Origin of the sequence: Pseudomonas sp. PH1b (assembly GCF_000633395.1) — a bacterium.
Taxonomy (GTDB): domain Bacteria; phylum Pseudomonadota; class Gammaproteobacteria; order Pseudomonadales; family Pseudomonadaceae; genus Aquipseudomonas.
Genome location: NZ_AYMU01000004.1, coordinates 386596 through 403171, shown reverse-complemented (window position 1 = coordinate 403171; position 16576 = coordinate 386596). Strand labels below are relative to the sequence as shown.

The window sequence follows — 16576 nt, the reverse complement described above, 5'->3', positions numbered from 1 at the left end:
GCGACGCCCCACGCGGCGCCTGATCCGGGCCACGTTAAGCCCACAGCCCCAGGGGCTCCAGCACAATCGTGTTTTATTCTGCGAAGGAATGTTTTCAGGTGTAAGCACCGACAAAAAAACAATTCCGCCGAGCCGCCGTTGTCTGACCTTCAGATCCCCCCAACAAGGAACACGGCCATGAAGTTCTCGAAAATCTCGCAAGCGCTGTCGATGTGGGCCGGTAGCCCGAAAACCTTCCTGGGGGCCCTGCTGTTGATCCTGATCTGGGGGCTGAGTGGCCCGGTCTTTCATTTCAACGATACCTGGCAGCTGATCATCAACACCTCCACCACCATCATCACCTTCCTCATGGTGTTCCTGATCCAGAACACCCAGAACCGCGACAACGACATCCTCCACCTGAAGATCGACGAGCTGCTGCGGGCCACCAAGGAGGCCCACAACGCCATGCTCAGCCTGGACGGGCTGGACCTCAAGCAACTGGAAAAGCTGCGGGGCGAATACCGCGAAATCGGCAAAGGCCACAATAGCGACCTTGCCGGATCGACACCGGACGATCAGCAGAAAACCGACTTCAGCCAGTGCTGAGCAAGCGGCCTATCCATCCAGGCGATCGGAACGACCACCGGCCTGCAGGGCCTTGGCCATCTGCAGGTGGTTTTCCAGCTTGGGCAAGGTCTACTCGGCGAACGCCTTGAGCTCCGGCACTTCGCTGGTTTCAGCCTGCTGGCGGATCTGCTGGATGGCCGCCTCGGTGGCCTTGACCTGACTGGCGGCATAGGCGCGGTCAAAATCCTCGCCTTCGGCCACCTTCGGCATCAGCCGCTTGGCCTGGTCCATGACCTGCTCCCGAGGCGCCACTGGCAAGTCCAGTTGCTTGGCGATCTTCGCCAGGTGCTGGTTGGCAGTGGTGCGGTCGTTGATCACCTGGATGGTGTATTCCTTCACCGCCTTGGACGAGGTCTGCTGGTGCGCCTGGCGGCTGGCCTCGATATCGGCCATGCCCTGGGCCGAGGCGTCGTCGATAAAGGCCGCGGGAGACTGGGCCAGGGCGCTGGTAGCACAAAGCCCCAGCAGCAGAGCGAGGCCGGCGCGGCGCATGACAGTGGCCATGGGGTTCATGGTGGGGTTCTCCTGTTGCAGATAAATTCACCGGGAGCCGAAGCCCCCCGTCTGCATAGGGAAAAGCCTGCGCCGCAAAGGTTTAGAAAAACCTTCCCCGAACGACGAACGGCCGCAGGCAACAGGCCCGAAAACCTCCTCCGACAAGGGCCCCTCAGCGCCCCTGGTACCGCGACGGCTCAAGCGTTGGTGCGGCTTTTGTGCTCGCGCTTGGCGGCGTACATCGCCTCGTCGGCATGCTTGAACAGTTGCTGCTCCTCCACGCCATGTTCGGGGTACAGGCCGATGCCGATGCTCGGCAGCGTGCACAGGGAGTGGCCATCCAGGCGCAGCGGCTCGCTCAGTGTGCGACGGATTTTCTCCGCCACCCGCTGGGCGTCCTCACAGTGCTGCACGTTCTCCAGGAGGATCACGAATTCGTCACCACCGATGCGCGCCACGGTATCGCTCTCCCGCACGCAGCTCTTGAGGCGGTTGGCCACGGCCTGCAACAGCATGTCGCCCACCGCGTGCCCGCAGGAGTCATTGACCTCCTTGAACTTGTCCAGGTCGACATACAGCAGGGCCATGCGCCCGGACTCGCGGCGGGCCCGGGCCAGGGCCGACTTCAGGCGCTCACGCAGCAGCTCGCGGTTGGGCAGATGGGTCAGCTGGTCGTATTCGGCCATGTAGTGCAAGCGCGCGTGCAACTGCTTGCGCTCGATCGCGGTGGCCAGTTGCGCGCTGACGTACTGCAGCAGTTCCTGGTCCTGCTCGCTGTAGCCCGGCGCCCCCGGTGCGCTCTTGACCATCAGCACGCCGATGGTGCCCTTCTGCGAATTCAACGGCACCCCAAGCCAGCAGCGTGGTCCCTGGATCGCCGCGAACTCGCGCCAGATGGCCTGGTTCAGCGGGCATTCCGGGGCCAGCAGCAGGGGCTGGCCCCTACGCTGGACCTCGGCGCAGAAGCGCTCGATCAAGGTCCCCGGCAGTTCCGGGCTGCCCTCGCAGTCATCGACGTGATAGGGAAAGCTCAGGCTGGCGGCCCGCTCGTCATACAGGGCCAGGGAAAAATTCAGCGCCGGCAGCCATTCGCCGATGATCCGATGCACATGCCTGAACAGGACCAGCAGGTCTTCGGTGGCATGGGCCGCCTCGGAAATCGCGTACAGCGCCGCCTGCCGGGATTCCGCCTGCTTGCGCTCGGTGATGTCCCGGGCCACGGCGATGCGCAGTTGGTCCACTTCCGACCAGCGCGCCGACCAGAGAATGTGCGCCACCCGCCCGTCCTTGCGCAGGTAGCGGTTCTCGAAGTTCGGCTTGGGCACGCCGCCCATGATTTCCCGGGCGGCCTGCAGGGTGCGCTCGCGGTCGGCCGGGTGCACCAGCTCGATCATTGGACGGCCGATCAGTTCATCGGCGGTGTAGCCGAAGACCCGCTCGCAGGCGGCGCTGACAAACACGAAGCGACCGTCGATATCCACCGCGCAGACGGCATCCAGGAGCAGGTCGATGAAACTGGCCAGAGGTGCGGAGTTGTTGGTTGCCATCAGAGAAAGCTACTGCCCATGAAGAATGCACTGAGTACCCATCCCTTGCCCCCGGTCGGCGCGTGTGACCCGCCGACTGCACACCGTCGCAACCCGCGAGGCGTGTTACTCCTTGCTGCCGATCAAGCCGGGCACCGAATGCCACAGGGCGTTGAGCGCAAAACCGATGAACATCACCCCGCATACCCGGGTGATCGCCAGCTCGTGACGCTGGTACCAGCCGCGCACCTGACGGGCGCCGACGATGCCGATGAGAATAGCGTATGCACCGAGGCCGCCGAGGAAACTCAAGGCGATCAGCCCGGGGAGCATCGACCAGCTGAGCAGCTCGGCACGGCTGGACAGCAACGCAGTGAACGTTGCCACCGCCACCGGATAGGCCTTGGGGTTGGTCAGGCCGAAGAGGATCCCGTGCCAGAACGGGTTGCGCGCTGGCCCCTGGGGCGCATCGCCGCTGCTGCGACGGCTGCGGATCGCCCGCAGGCCCAGCCAGAACAGGTACAGGCCACTGAGCAGGCCGAGGATGTTGAAGGCTTCGCTGCCGATGACCCGGGCGCCGACAATCGCGATCAGCGCCGTGCTGCACCAGACCACATCCCCCAGCAGGTGCCCGCAGAGGAAGCCGGCACCGGCCTGCCGGCCACGGGCTGCGCCAATGCCGAATACCGCCAGCACCCCGGGCCCGGGGGTGATCGCATAAATGAAACCCGAGGCGATAACGGCCAGCAACAGCGATGAGGTCATCAGGCAACTCCAGAACGATGCGCCGCACGGGGGCGTCAGGCGCAGGGGGAATGAGCGGATTCTGCACGATCCGCCCCGCTGTCCACCAGCCACTTTCGTCCGCGCAAAGTACTCGCCTGCCGGCTCAATCGTCCGTATGGAAGCGCATTCCCGGGTAGGGTTGCTGGCGACAGGCCAGCAAACGCGAGGCCAAGTCGCCGACATGGGCTTCAAGTTGATGCCCGTCGGGGTCGAGAAAATAAAACGACGCGCCCTCGCTGCGGTTGTCCCGCCACTCCTTGACCCCTGCTCCACGCAGGCGCTGGACGAAGGGGAGGAAATCCGCGGCCTTGAGGCTGAAGGCGTAGTGGGTGTAATCGGCGGCGTCCCGGCTGGCGCGTTGCACGTCCAGCGACAGGCACAGCCACAGCCCCGGCAGCGACAGGTAGGCGCCACTGTCCCAGGTGGCCTCAAGGCGCAACTGCAACAGTGAGTGGTAGAACCCCAGGCTGCGAGGCAGATCGCTGACTGCCAGGGTCAGGTGATTGAGCCCCTTGAGCATGGATCACACTCCTTTCAAGGTTTTCGGCAAAGGGTAGTGCTGGCCGTGGTAGTGCAAGGTGGCACGGCTGTGCTTGGGCAGCAGGTCGCGACGCTGGCAACCGGCCGGCCCCTTGAGATGTCGTGCTCACACTCGGCCAGCGCCGTCGTCGCCACATCCAGCAAGGCGCACTGCAACCGCCCACGGGTCGATTGCTCAAGCAGGTTGATCAAGCTTCCTTATCGATCGCCGGTATCAGATGCCACTGAAGCCATTGGGCAAAACGTAGCGTTGGCCATCGTAATGCAGGGTGCTGACCACCGGTTTGGCGGTCTCGCGGGTGGACTGGCACTCTTCCCCGACTTTTTTGCTCTGGGTACTGACGCTGACCGAACGCACAATCAGGTCGGCAAAGCCGTGGCTACGGGTCTTGGCGATATCCAGGGTGCGCGTGGTTTCGGTGCCCTCGCCGGCGCACTGGCCATCCCATTCGCCGTTGTAGGAACGGGCCACGAACTTCTCCAGCACCGGGCGCAGAGTGCTGCCCTCGCGCACGTAGAGGCTGAGCCAGGTCTGATTGAAGGGGTTGACGCGGGAAGAACCCTCGAACGCGGCCCGGACCCCGAACGCTCGAACCTGAGGCGTCAGTTGGAAGCGCCCGGTATCGAGCTTCAGGCTCTCCAGGCGAAAGGCGTCGGAGACAAAGGCCGCGGGCTGTACATAGCTGGCCAGGGCCTGCCCGCTGCTGCGGTCCAGCACTGTCAGTTGCAGGTTGTAGGTGCCGTCATCGCTGCCGGTGTCGCTGGGGTCCGGGACTTTTTCGGACAGCAGATTGATGCTCTGCTCGGCAAAGGCCGGCCAGTCCTTGCACAGGGAAAAGCCCGGGACTTCGGCATTGCGTGGCGGCGGCAGGCACTGGGCGGCGGCGGATGAGGCACCGGCCAGCAGGGCCAGGCTGCCCAGAAGTGGGATCAGGGAAGAGCAACGGATCATTCACGACTCCTTGTGACAGACGGATAGAGCGCCATTTCAGATCGCACTATCCTCTGCAGCGCGAGCGCTTTCAACGCTGGGAGCACGCGCTCGGGGGTGGCCTTACCTGGTGACAACGCCAGCCCTGGCCCATCGCCGGGGCCGGCGAGGGCACCGAGAATGCGCATTGAATGGCTGCCTGGCGCCCTGAACAACCTGGACGCACAGGCGCGCCATAACGCTTCGCCAGCGAGCCGCCCCTTGGCTTAGAACGCGTTGCGAAAAATCTCCTCGATCTGCCGCTGCTCCGCCGGACGCGGATTGGTCAGGCCACAGGCATCTTTCAGGGCGTTGGCCGCCAGCACGGGAATGTCCTGCAACTTGGCGCCCAATTCACGCAAACCGGCGGGAATGTCCACATCACGAGCCAGGGTGCGAATCGCCGCGATTGCCGCCTGGGCACCCTCTTCCGGACTGAAGCCGCGAATGTCCGCGCCCATGGCATGGGCCACATCGGTCAGGCGTTCGGCACAGACACTGGCGTTGAAACTCTGCACATGGGGCAGCAGCACCGCGTTGCACACCCCATGGGGCAGGTCATAGAAACCGCCCAGCTGGTGGGCCATGGCATGCACAAAACCCAGGGACGCGTTGTTGAAGGCCATGCCGGCGAGGAACTGCGCATAGGCCATGTTCTCCCGCGCCAGCAGGTCGCTGCCATCGTGCACGGCCTGGCGCAGGTTGTGGCTGATCATGGTGATGGCTTTCAGCGCGCAGGCATCGGTGATCGGATTGGCAGCGGTGGAAACGTAGGCCTCCACTGCGTGGGTCAGGGCATCCATGCCGGTGGCGGCAGTCAGGCCCTTGGGCATCGCCACCATCAGCGCCGGGTCGTTGACCGACAGCAACGGCGTGACGTTGCGATCGACGATGGCCATTTTCACGTGGCGCGATTCGTCGGTGATGATGCAGAAACGGGTCATCTCGCTGGCGGTGCCGGCGGTGGTGTTGATGGCGATCAGTGGCAGTTGCGGCTTGCTCGACTGGTCGACACCTTCATAGTCGCGGATCTGCCCGCCGTTGGTGGCGCACAGGGCGATGCCCTTGGCGCAGTCATGGGGCGAACCGCCGCCCAGGGAGATCACGAAATCGCACTTGGCTTCTTGCAACTGCGCCAGCCCCTGTTCGACGTTGGCGATGCTCGGGTTGGGCTTGGCGCCATCGAAGATCACCGAGTCGATGTCCTGCATGGCCAGCTTCTCGGCAATCATGCTGGCAACCCCAGCCTTGGCCAGGCCGACGTCGGTGACGATCAACGCCTTGCGAAAGCCATAGTTGCGAATGGCACTCATGGCCTCGTCCAGGCAATCGATGCCCATGATGTTGACGGCTGGAATAAAGAAAGTGCTGCTCATGAGGAAATCTCCAGGCGAATGCCCGATGTGGATATCGATTCAGGCTTTGCCCGACAGGATCGACCGATCGGTCACGGGCGTTGTTGATCTGGCTCAAGGGTCCGTCGTGATAAAGTCGGCGCCCTGAATACCTTCTGCCTTGAGACCGATGACCGCGATGATGGATTTCCAGGAATTTGACGCCGAACTTGAAGACTGGAACGCCCTGCGCGAAAGCACTCCGTTCAGTGGCCTGCTGATCGGCAACGGCGCCAGCCGCGCCGTGTGGGAAGACTTTGCCTACGACTCGCTGTTCGAAAACGCCCGCACCGTGGAAGAAAAACCCCTGGGGCAATCCGAACTCAGCGTGTTCGACGCCCTGCAGACCCGCAGCTTCGAACAGGTGCTGGGGGCCCTGAAGACCACCAGCCGGGTCAACAAGGCCCTGGCCGTCAGCTCGGCGGCACCGCGCAACCGCTACTACGCGATCAAGGAAGCCCTGATCAATACCGTGCATGCCGTGCACATCCCCTGGCGCCTGGTGCAACCGGCCAGCCTGGCGGCGATCAACCAGGAGCTGCGCCGCTACCCCACGGTGTTCACCAGCAACTACGACCTGCTCAACTACTGGGCAGTGCAGCATCAGCCCGAAGGGCTCAGCGACCTGTTCCATGGCGCCGACCCGGCCTTCGAACTGGGCGCCGCCAGCAGCGGGCAGACGCGCATCCTCTACCTGCACGGCGGCCTGCACCTGGTGCGCAACCTGGACGGCAGTGCGCGCAAGCTGACCTCCACCGAAGGCACCCTGCTGGGCAGCTTTGCCATCAACAACACCCTCAAGACCCTGGACGACGTGCCGCTGTTCATCAACGAAGGGCCGCTGGCGGACAAGCTCAAGACCCTGCGCAGCTCGGACTATCTATCGTTCTGCTACCAGCAGTTGCAGGATCATCGCGGCGCCCTGTGCATCTTCGGCCACAACCTCGGCCCCCAGGATGAGCACCTGGTGCAGGCCATCCGCCAATCCGCCGCAGGCACCCTGGCGATCTCCATCTACCCGCGCAGCGCGGCCTTCATCCAGCACCAGAAGCGCCACTACAGCAAACTGTTCGAAGGCCTGGGGCTGACCCTGCGCTTCTTCGATGCCAGGAGCCACGCCCTGGGCAACCCGTCGCTGGCGGTGCCGGTGGAGCGCTGAGCCCCGGCCCTTCCAAACGGCGACTGCAACGACAAACATCGTTGCGCCAGTCGCCTGCCGGCCCTTCGGCGCGGCTCACCGTCAGCGGCTACAGGCTGGGCTGCGTGCCTAGCCGCCGGAATCATTCCTCGCTGCTGTGCACCACCACCAGCAACTGCGCCTGCTCGTCCCCCAGGGAACGGATGCGATGGGGCTTCTGGGCGTTGAAGTGCAGCGCGTCGCCACGGTTGAGAATCACCCGCTCGTTCATGAAGTCCACTTCCACCTGGCCTTCATGGACAAACAGGAACTCCTCCCCCAGGTGCTCCTTGAAGGTCTTGTCGCTGAATTCCCGGGCCGGGTAGATGATGAACGGCAACAGGTTGCGCTCGCTGACCTGATGGGCCAGCACCGCGTAGCCCGGGGCCTGGCCGTCGGCCGCCAGCGACTGGCGCTCGTCATGGCGCACCAGGCTGTAGCTGTCGAGGCTGATGCTGTCCTCGGCGAACAATTCCTCGACCTTGACGTTCAGCGCCTTGGCCAGTTTCAGCGCCGCGGCAATCGACGGCGTGTTCAAGCCGCGCTCGACTTTCGACAGGTAGCTCTTGGTCATCCCGGATTTTTCGGCCAGGGCCTCCAGGGTCACGCCCAGTTTTTTTCTCAGTAATTTCAAACGGATAGACATGCGCAGCGATTAATCCATCAAGGAAACAACGATTGGTGCCTGCCAATGACACAAAGTGTCATATAGCCTCTTAAGTGTCATTAGCGCTCACCCAACAACCTTGCAAGCAGCGGGTGAGCTGCAGATCCGACGTCCATCGCACCCCAGTCAAAGGACCCCGATATGGCCAAGACATTAGCATTGCCCAAAGACCAACTGGTCAAGCAAGCCCTGACCCAGATGCAAAATACCCTGGCGGATAATACGTGGACCGACCGGCAAAAGCTGGCCCTCACCTGCCGCATTCTGTTCGAGAACGGTCATGACTCCGGCCTCGCCGGGCAGATCACCGCCCGCGGCCCGCAACCCGGCACCTACTACACCCAGCAACTGGGCCTGGGCTTCGATGAAATCAGCGCCAGCAACCTGCTGCTGGTCAACGAAGACCTGGAAGTCCTGGAAGGCCACGGCATGCCCAACCCGGCAAACCGCTTCCACAGCTGGGTGTACCGCGCTCGCCCGGACGTGAACTGCATCATCCACACTCACCCGACCCACGTCGCCGCCCTGTCGATGCTCGAAGTGCCGCTCGAGGTCTCGCACATGGACCTCTGCCCGCTGTACGAGGACTGCGCCTTCCTCGAGCCCTGGCCGGGGGTGCCGGTGGGCAACGAGGAGGGTGAAACCATCTCCGCCGCCCTGGGGGACAAGCGCGCGATCCTGCTTTCCCACCACGGCCAGCTGTCCACCGGCGCAAGCATCGAGGAAGCCTGCGTGATCGCTCAACTGATCGAGCGTGCGGCCAAGCTGCAACTGCTGGCCATGGCCGCCGGCACCATCAAGCCGATCCGCCCTGAACTGGGCCGTGAAGCCCACGACTGGATCTCCAAGCCCAAGCGCCACGGCGCCGCCTTCAACTACTACGCTCGGCAAAACCTGAAAAAACACGCCGACTGCCTGAACTGATCCACCCCCTTATGCCTTGCAGGAGTTGCACCATGTCCACATCCAAGATCCACGGCATCATCGGCTACACCGTCACCCCGTTCAGCGCCCAGGGCGAAGGCCTCGACCTGGACGCCCTCGGGCACTCCATCGACCGCATGATCGACGCCGGGGTACACGCCATCGCCCCCCTGGGCAGCACCGGCGAAGGCGCCTACCTGAGCGACGCCGAGTGGGACCAGGTCGCTGAATTCAGCATCCGCCGGGTGGCCAAGCGCGTGCCGACCATCGTCAGCGTTTCCGACCTGACCACCGCCAAGGCCATCCGCCGTGCGCGTTTCGCCGAAGCCAAGGGCGCCGACGTGGTGATGGTGCTGCCGGCCTCCTACTGGAAGCTCAGCGAAGCCGAGATCCTCGCTCACTACCAGGCCATCGGCGCCAGCATCGGCGTGCCGATCATGCTCTACAACAACCCGGCCACTAGTGGCACCGACATGTCGGTGGAGCTGATCCTGAAGATCTTCCACGCCGTGGAAAACGTCACCCTGGTCAAGGAAAGCACCGGCGACATCCAGCGCATGCACAAGCTGCAACTGCTGGGCGAAGGCCAGGTGCCGTTCTACAACGGCTGCAACCCCCTGGCCCTGGAAGCCTTCGCTGCCGGTGCCAGCGGCTGGTGCACCGCGGCGGCGAACCTGATCCCGCAGCTCAATCTCGACCTTTATCAGGCCGTGCTGAGCAACGACCTGGATCGCGCCCGGGCGCTGTTCTACCGCCAGTTGCCGCTGCTGGACTTCATCCTCAAGGGCGGTTTGCCGGCCACGGTCAAGGCCGGGCTGGAACTGACCGGGCTGCCCACCGGCGAGCCGCGCAAGCCGGTGTTCCCGCTGAACGAGGGCGGTCGCCAACAGTTGCAGACGCTGCTGCAGACCCTGGGTTGATTTCCTGAAAAAAAAGCCCGGACGGCTGACGCCGTCCGGGCTTTGGCATGGGCCGCATTCAAGCGTGGCTCAGTGACTGTTCAGCGCCACCGGGGCCTGGGCCTTGAACTGCGGGTCCTGCAGCATCTGCGCAATGAAGTCGTCGGTGATGCGCCGCACATGCTGGTATTGGCCACCATCGGGGTTGGCCCAGCCGCGCCAGGAACGGGTCTGATTGCTGACCCGATACCTGGCCACTTCCTGGTCACCGCGGCTGACATGGAACAGCACCTGGCTGTCCCAAGTGGCCCGGCCCGGCACGATAAACAAGGTCATCGCACTGAGCAGCCCCATGGGAATGTTCTGCCAGCCAAAGTAATCACTGCTGGCCATCACGATCACGTTGTAGCCATCGGCACTGAACCCCGGCTGTACTTGCTCGAAGGTGCCGCGACGACGCAGTTCGTCACGGATCAGGCCGGCAGGGATGGCCCCCATCACACTGACGTTGATCGCCGGCAAGCGCTGCTGGTAATCCACCTCGGCCGGCTTGAGACTGTGGCTGGTCTGGCAACCGCCAAGCCCCAGCATCAGCACCATCAACAACCACAACTGATTGCGCATTACAGATCTCCCGACAGCATGGCCTTGAGCATCGACGCCTTGGGCCCCTGCTCCTCGACGATCAACGACGTGACCTGCTCCATCTTCTGCAGATCGACCCGTTGCAGGCTCGGCACCTGCGGGTATTTGGCGCGCACCAGAGCGGCGTCGCGCTCCAAGTGGTCGCTGTGCAGAAACACGCACTTGGCTCCCGACGCCGACAGGCAGCCGGCGCGGAAATCACCCAGGTAATAGGCCTTGCCGGCTTCCAGTTCCAAGGGGATGGAGAAGTCTTCGCGGCTCCAGGCGGTGGCGTTGCCGCGGTCGAAGTGCAGGTTGTAGATCTCGTAGCGCCCGGGTTTGAGCGGCATCACGAACAGGCTGCCGATGCCGTGCCAGGTCTCGCGCACATCCCGTGGCGTGCGGCCGTAGACCTGGTTGTACAAGCGCGCCGAGGCGAACCCGTCACCGCCCCGCGGGCGAATCAGCAGCATCTGTTCGTGGGCGGTGTGCACTGCCTTCGGCCAGATGCCGACCACCCCCACCACATAGGCCACCCCCGACTGCGAGTCGGGGCGCATGCTCTCGGCAACTTTCGTGGAAGGCAGGCTGTAGCAACCGCTCAACGCCAGCAACGCGGCGAGTAATACGAGAGGGCGAATCATGAGGTCGCAGATCCCTTGGACAATGATCGATAGCGTCAACCCGCGCGCCAGGCCGGCCGAGCGCCCGATGACGGGCGCGGAGGATAATGCAAACGATGGCATTTCGCCATAATTCAGTCGCCAATCGGCTGGCGGCCTCCCAGATCACAATACGCGTCCCTCGCTCGGCCTCCGGGGCGAACGCCTGGTGCTTGTGCAACACCCACTGCATGCACAAAGCCCGAACGCTGGTCCGGGCTTTGTGCTGTCGAGGGTGTGTCGAGCCGCGCCTAAACGGCAGTCAGGTCCTTGATGTTGTGGCTCGGGCCGTTGGCCTTGACGCTGGCGATGCCTTTCTCCCGGGCCGCGTCGGACGAGTAGGTTTCACTGCTGCCGATGATCTGGTGATTGGCCGCCTTGAGGTTGAAATAGGGTTTGCCATCCTTGGCGCTCTTGCGCTCGTAGCGCTCCTCCAGTGGGCTGTTGGCCTGCACCGAGGCGATGCCGTTCTCGGCCGCGGCGCGAGTGGTGTACAGCTCGCTGGTGAGAATGGTCTCGGCATTGGCTGCCTTGAGCACGAAACGAAACTGCTCGTTGCTGCTTTTCTTCAACTCATACCATCCGGACATCATGCTGCTCCTGGTCTTGATCGATGGGCGTTGCGCCTTGAGAGTAAAGACCCTTTCGGCCATTCAGCCATTGCCCTGGTGGCTGAAAAAACGGTTCTCCACCCGGGCCAGCCCCAGATGTTCCCGCAGGCTGCGTCCCGTATAGCGCTGGCGAAACAGGCCCCGGCGTTGCAGCTCGGGGGTGATCAAATGGACAAAATCGTCGATGGCCCCCGGTAAATGGGTGAACAGCACATTGAAGCCATCGGCAGCGTATTCCTCGTACCAGGTGGCCATCTCATCGACGATCTGCCCCGGGGTCCCCACCATGACCTTGTGCCCACTGGCGGACAGGCTGCGCAGCAACTGCGCCAGGGTCGGCCGTTCCCGGCGGATCAGGTCCACCACCAGTTGCCGGCGGCTCTTGTGCCGATCGGTGGGAGCCACGTCCTCCAGCAGCGGCACCTGGGCCTGCAGGGGCCAGGCGCACAGGTCGATGTCCAGGTCCAGCAGATAGGACAGCGCCTTGAGCTGTGCCTGCGGGTCCTGCAGCTCCTGCAGCTGCTGGTACTTTTCCTGCGCCTCGTTGAAGGTCCGGCCTACGGTCGGGGCGATGCCGGGGAAGATTTTCAACTGCCCGGCATGGCGCCCATAAGCGGGAAGTCGTTCCTTGAGTTCGGCATAGAACTGCCTGGCCTGTGGCAGCTCGGTCTGGGCGGTGAACACCAGTTCGGCGCAGCGTGCCGCCAGTTCGCAGCCCGGCCCCGATGAGCCGGCCTGGGCAATCAGCGGCCAGCCCTGCAGCGGCCGCGGCGCATTCAACGGGCCCTGCACCTGGAAATGCCGGCCTCGGTGCTCAAGCAGGTGCATCCTTTGCGGGTCGAGCCAATGGCCGCTGGCCTTGTCCCGGGGGAAGGCATCGTCGGCCCAGCTGTCCCACAGGCCGCTGACCACATCGAAAAACTCCTCGGCACGGGCATAGCGCTCGGCATGGCTTGGCGGCTCGGGGTAATTGAAGTTCTCGCCGCCGATCAGCCCCGTGACCAGGTTCCAGCCGGCACGCCCCTGGCTCAGGTGATCCAGGGAAGCGAACTTGCGCGCCAGGTTGTAGGGCTCGTTGAAGGAGGTGCTGGCGGTGGCGATCAGGCCGATATGCCGAGTCACCACCGCCAGGGCCGGCAACAGGGTCAGCGGATCCCAGCGCAAGCTGTAGGAACTGTGGGCCAGGACCCGTGGATCGAGGTCGCCCACCGCCACGTTGTCATTGAGAAACAGCGCATCGAAGCAGCCGCGCTCCAGGGTTTGCGCGTAATGCCGGTAGCGCTGGAAATTCAGCGAGGCATCGGCATCCGCCTGGGGATGGCGCCAACTGCCGCCATGGGCGCCAGAGCCGGAGAGAAAGGCCCCCAGCCCCATCTGCCCGCCGCGCTCAGCCACGGCTGGCGCCCTCCTCGGCCGTCGGCAGCGGCACCGGGGCCGTGCGCAGCAACAGGCTGACGGCCGCCCAGGCCAACAGCATCGCCAGCGCCAGGAACCCCATCACTGCGCGATAACCGTTGAGAAAGGCCTGCTGGGCATCATCCGGCGGCGTCGCGGAAAAATGGTGGAACAAGCCCACCCCCAGCGCCAGCCCGATGCCGCCGCCGACGTTATGCAGGGTCATCAGCGAGCCCATGGCCACCGAGCCCACGTCCTGGGGCACCGAGGAGATCCCCAGCACCGTCGATGGCCCGAGAATGCTCGCCCAGCCCAGGCCCATGACGACAAAGGCGCCCAGCAGGTAAGGCAACGAGGTCTGGCGATCGAAACCGGCCTGCAACAACGCCGACAGCACAAACAGCAGCAGCCCGGTCTTGATCAGCAGCGCCGGGCCCTTGCGGTCCACCAGGCGCCCCACCAGCGGCGACAGCAGCGCCACCCCCAGGGTGGTGGGCAACAGCAACAGGCCGCTGGCCTGCAGGCTTTCACCACGGATCTGCGCCAGGTACAGCGGCATGACGAAAAACGCCACGCAGTAGAACAGCGCCAAGCCGAAGCTGGCCGTCACGGCGGCGACAAAACGTCGGTTGGCGAACAGCTTGAGGTCGATGATCGGCGCCGCGACCCGTTGCTCCACCAGCAGGAACGCCCCCAGGGCCAGCACTGCCACGGCGACCAGGCCCAGGGTCAGGTTCGAGCCCCAGCCCCACACGCCGCCCTGGACGATCACCAGCACCAGGCTTGGCAAGCCGATCAGCAACAGCAGCGCGCCCCAGCCGTCGAGCCGCGCACCGGCTTCGCCCGCCCGCGATTCCTTCACGCTGAAGCTGCAGATAGCCAGGCTCAACAGTACGAATGGCACGTTGATGAGGAAGATCCACTGCCAGCCGAACGCACTGGTAATCAGCCCGCCCAACACCGGGCCGACCGCCAGCCCCACGCCGTTGACCCCGAACAGCACGCCGAAGGCCCGGCCCTGTTCGGCAGTGTCGAAGGTACTGGAGACAATCGCTCCCGAGGCGGTGTAGAGCACCGCACAGGCCAGGCCCTGGAGCACCCGGGCACCGATCAGGGTGTCGATCTGCCCCGCCAGCCCGGCTGCCAGGGAAGCCAGGCCGAACACCGCCAGGCCAATGAACAGCACCCGCTTGCGTCCGTGCAGGTCCGCCAGGCGCCCCACCAGCACCATGAAGCTCGACAGCGCCAGGATGAAGCCGTTGATCACCCATTGCAGGGCGTCCACCGAGGCCCCGAGGTCGGCCTGCAGGGCCGGTAACGCGGTGTTGACGATGGTGAAATCCACACAGCCGAGAAAACTGGCGATGCTCACACCGAGCAATGCCCACCATTTGCGTTGCTGTTGCGCAAAAACGCTCATGGAAACTCCTTGTCAGTCATAGAAAAACCGTTATCCGCAGGAGCCCTGGCGCACAGGCCCTTGGGCTCTGTAGCGCGCCAACGGACGCTTTCGCTGGCAAGCCAGCTCCTACGGAGGTCAGCGAAAACAACAGGTCTGGGCGGGTCAGATGGCGATGGCGCCGCTGGTCCAGTTGGGGTGAATGGCGCCGGGCAAGGTGAAGGGAATCGGAATCCCGCGCTTCTTGAACTTCAGCGGCAGCCAGCGCACCCGGTCCGGGCTGTGGGGCTCGATCAAAAGCTCGCGGCTGGTGGCCATGGCCGTGGTCATCTGCTGCGGGTAGAGCACGTAGTGGTAACCCTCGTCGGCCCACAGCGGCAGGATGATCGGGATCTCTTCGAGGATGTATTCCCGGCACTGGGCCGCCGCCCGCTCGATGTCCGCGTGTTCGTCACGCAGGCGCAGGCGCTCGGTGAACACGCCGATGGTGCTGTCGATGGCGTCGCGCAGTTCCTCGCGCTGCTGGTAGACCTGGTTCAGTTGCTGGCGCAGTTCGGCATAGCGATCACTGGCCAGCTCCTGGTTCCAACGGGTGATGTGATACGGCACCCGCAGGCCGTCGAGAATGTCCTGGTTGCGCGCCAGCCAGGCATCGCCCTCGCGGATCGACGCCGACAGCGCCTCCCCCGGGGATTTGCCGTGCTTGTTGTGGCGTTGCAGGGTGTCGGCCACCACCACCTTGACGTGGCTGAAGCCCGACTGGTTGATCAGGTGGATGGTGGACCGCAGTTTCTGGTCCTCGTGGTATTCCTGGCCGACGCTGACCGCCAGTACCACCCGCTTGCCGTCGAATTCGTGCTCCTCGCCGCCCTTGTTGAAGTAGGCCTTGAGGTTGATTTCCTGCACCTTGCTCATGAGTTCAGCTCCAGTAGGCCAAAGGCTGGTGTTCGCCGTAGTAACCGATAAAGACCCCGAGGGTGACCCGGGTGCTGCTGGCCGAAGGGCGCACGGCGTGGATCAGCCGCGGGTTGAGCAGGATCAGGTCGCCGGGCTCGGGCTTGACCACGAAATCCGGCGGCGGCAGCAGGTGGCGTTCGATGCCGTAGGCCCGCTCGCCCTTCAGGCGGTTGTACTCCTGCTCGTCCGGCTCGATGCCCCAGATCTCCAGCTCGCCACCGTCCTCGGGGATCTCCAGGTAGATGTTGGTGGACAGCTGGGTCAGCAGCTGCGGGCTGTGGCCCTCGGGGGCATTGCGTTCAAGCTTGTCGGTGTGGGGCGTGAGATCGACCCCCGAACCCTGGAAGCGGGCGATGCCGACGAAGCACTTCTGCCCGTCCACCTGCAACAGGTGCGCGCCCTGGGGCCAGACTTCGTCCAGCAGCAGGCGCAGCTCGTCGATGGGCGAGGCCAGGGGCCGGAATAGATTGCGGATCTTGCGGATGTTGGGCAGGGCCAGGGCGTGATACTCGGCCCGGCTCTGCTCGTCCTGGATCTCGATGTAGGCCTTGCCGACCCGGACGAACTCCTGCTGCTGGCTGAAGGCACTGCGCAGCTCCTGCTGGTACAGATGATCCCGCGCCACCTGCAAGGTATCCGGCGGGCAGAAACCTTTGAGCTGAACGCCGTAAGAGCGTTTTTCCACAACATCGAGAATGTGCCGCGCTTCAAGTTTGTCGGCGGTAGTGACTGTGAACATGCAAGCTCCCTTAATTCCCTGGAAGTAGCGACGAAGTACAACACCGGTAGAACGTAATAATTTGTTTCAGGGCCACCTTAGGCAGTTGCGAAGGCCTTGTGAAATACCCTTTATCTCTAATATCCAAACTTAAAAATGTATCGAAAATCAGGCAAATAGCCGCCTTCACAGGCACTTTAAAGAGACTGCGGAAAGATTATGA

17 protein-coding genes and 1 pseudogene are annotated in these 16576 nt (G+C 63.8%); 4 read left to right on the top strand and 14 right to left on the bottom strand.

The features are described 5' to 3' along the window. The first annotated feature begins 177 nt into the window (after window positions 1-177). Window positions 178-588, top strand: a complete 411-nt coding sequence (locus U873_RS0108680) for a low affinity iron permease family protein (protein WP_025127873.1) — start codon at window positions 178-180, stop codon at window positions 586-588. 93 nt (window positions 589-681) lie between these two features. Here U873_RS0108680 and U873_RS34285 read toward each other — a convergent pair. From U873_RS34285 to yiaY, 6 genes and pseudogenes are all read right to left on the bottom strand, one after another. Continuing rightward, window positions 682-1122 (bottom strand): annotated as a pseudogene (locus U873_RS34285) (DUF4142 domain-containing protein); the annotation flags it as partial. Between the two features lie 179 nt (window positions 1123-1301). Continuing rightward, window positions 1302-2651, bottom strand: coding sequence for a sensor domain-containing diguanylate cyclase (locus U873_RS0108670; protein WP_025127872.1), 1350 nt, complete (start codon window positions 2649-2651; stop codon window positions 1302-1304). A gap of 105 nt (window positions 2652-2756) precedes the next feature. After that, window positions 2757-3395 carry a LysE family translocator gene (locus U873_RS0108665; RefSeq protein WP_025127871.1) on the bottom strand — a complete coding sequence of 213 codons (639 nt, stop codon included), beginning with the start codon at window positions 3393-3395 and terminating at the stop codon, window positions 2757-2759. Window positions 3396-3519: 124 nt separating this feature from the next. Beyond that, window positions 3520-3936, bottom strand: a complete 417-nt coding sequence (gene fos / locus U873_RS0108660; protein WP_025127870.1) for a fosfomycin resistance glutathione transferase — start codon at window positions 3934-3936, stop codon at window positions 3520-3522. A gap of 234 nt (window positions 3937-4170) precedes the next feature. Beyond that, the gene (locus U873_RS0108655; RefSeq protein WP_025127869.1) at window positions 4171-4908 is read right to left on the bottom strand and encodes a hypothetical protein; all 738 of its coding nucleotides are present in this window, start codon (window positions 4906-4908) and stop codon (window positions 4171-4173) included. A 245-nt stretch (window positions 4909-5153) separates the two neighbouring features. Further along, entirely contained in the window at window positions 5154-6302 is a 1149-nt protein-coding gene (yiaY, locus tag U873_RS0108650) for an L-threonine dehydrogenase (protein WP_025127868.1), read from the bottom strand. Window positions 6303-6459: 157 nt separating this feature from the next. Between yiaY and U873_RS0108645 the strand changes: the two genes are divergently transcribed. Further along, a complete protein-coding gene (locus U873_RS0108645) occupies window positions 6460-7479 on the top strand; it encodes a DUF4917 family protein (protein ID WP_025127867.1) in 1020 nt (339 codons plus the stop codon). Window positions 7480-7600: 121 nt separating this feature from the next. On the opposite strand, the gene U873_RS0108640 is transcribed toward U873_RS0108645, so the two are convergent. Continuing rightward, window positions 7601-8143 carry a helix-turn-helix domain-containing protein gene (locus U873_RS0108640; RefSeq protein ID WP_025127866.1) on the bottom strand — a complete coding sequence of 181 codons (543 nt, stop codon included), beginning with the start codon at window positions 8141-8143 and terminating at the stop codon, window positions 7601-7603. A gap of 162 nt (window positions 8144-8305) precedes the next feature. Here U873_RS0108640 and U873_RS0108635 point away from each other — a divergent pair, with 162 nt between their 5' ends. Then, window positions 8306-9088, top strand: a complete 783-nt coding sequence (locus tag U873_RS0108635; protein WP_025127865.1) for an aldolase — start codon at window positions 8306-8308, stop codon at window positions 9086-9088. A gap of 32 nt (window positions 9089-9120) precedes the next feature. Then, window positions 9121-10008 carry a dihydrodipicolinate synthase family protein gene (locus tag U873_RS0108630; protein ID WP_025127864.1) on the top strand — a complete coding sequence of 296 codons (888 nt, stop codon included), beginning with the start codon at window positions 9121-9123 and terminating at the stop codon, window positions 10006-10008. Window positions 10009-10077: 69 nt separating this feature from the next. Here the strand turns inward: U873_RS0108630 and U873_RS0108625 are convergent, their stop codons facing one another. The 7 genes from U873_RS0108625 to U873_RS0108595 form a co-directional block, all read right to left on the bottom strand. Further along, window positions 10078-10611, bottom strand: a complete 534-nt coding sequence (locus U873_RS0108625) for a hypothetical protein (RefSeq protein ID WP_025127863.1) — start codon at window positions 10609-10611, stop codon at window positions 10078-10080. Next, the gene (locus U873_RS0108620; protein WP_025127862.1) at window positions 10611-11255 is read right to left on the bottom strand and encodes a hypothetical protein; all 645 of its coding nucleotides are present in this window, start codon (window positions 11253-11255) and stop codon (window positions 10611-10613) included. Before U873_RS0108620 ends, U873_RS0108625 begins: the two co-directional genes overlap by 1 nt. A 269-nt stretch (window positions 11256-11524) precedes the next feature. Continuing rightward, on the bottom strand, window positions 11525-11863 hold the full coding sequence (locus tag U873_RS0108615; RefSeq protein ID WP_025127861.1) for a YegP family protein: 339 nt from the start codon (window positions 11861-11863) through the stop codon (window positions 11525-11527). A gap of 63 nt (window positions 11864-11926) precedes the next feature. Continuing rightward, on the bottom strand, window positions 11927-13258 hold the full coding sequence (locus tag U873_RS0108610) for an LLM class flavin-dependent oxidoreductase (protein WP_029978249.1): 1332 nt from the start codon (window positions 13256-13258) through the stop codon (window positions 11927-11929). Window positions 13259-13271: 13 nt separating this feature from the next. Then, window positions 13272-14699 carry an MFS transporter gene (locus U873_RS0108605; protein WP_025127859.1) on the bottom strand — a complete coding sequence of 476 codons (1428 nt, stop codon included), beginning with the start codon at window positions 14697-14699 and terminating at the stop codon, window positions 13272-13274. A 144-nt stretch (window positions 14700-14843) separates the two neighbouring features. Continuing rightward, window positions 14844-15593 carry a tRNA-dependent cyclodipeptide synthase gene (locus U873_RS0108600; protein WP_025127858.1) on the bottom strand — a complete coding sequence of 250 codons (750 nt, stop codon included), beginning with the start codon at window positions 15591-15593 and terminating at the stop codon, window positions 14844-14846. A 4-nt stretch (window positions 15594-15597) separates the two neighbouring features. Further along, window positions 15598-16374: a 2OG-Fe(II) oxygenase gene (locus tag U873_RS0108595; protein ID WP_011059730.1), complete on the bottom strand. Its 777-nt coding sequence runs from the start codon at window positions 16372-16374 to the stop codon at window positions 15598-15600. Window positions 16375-16576 lie beyond the last annotated feature (202 nt).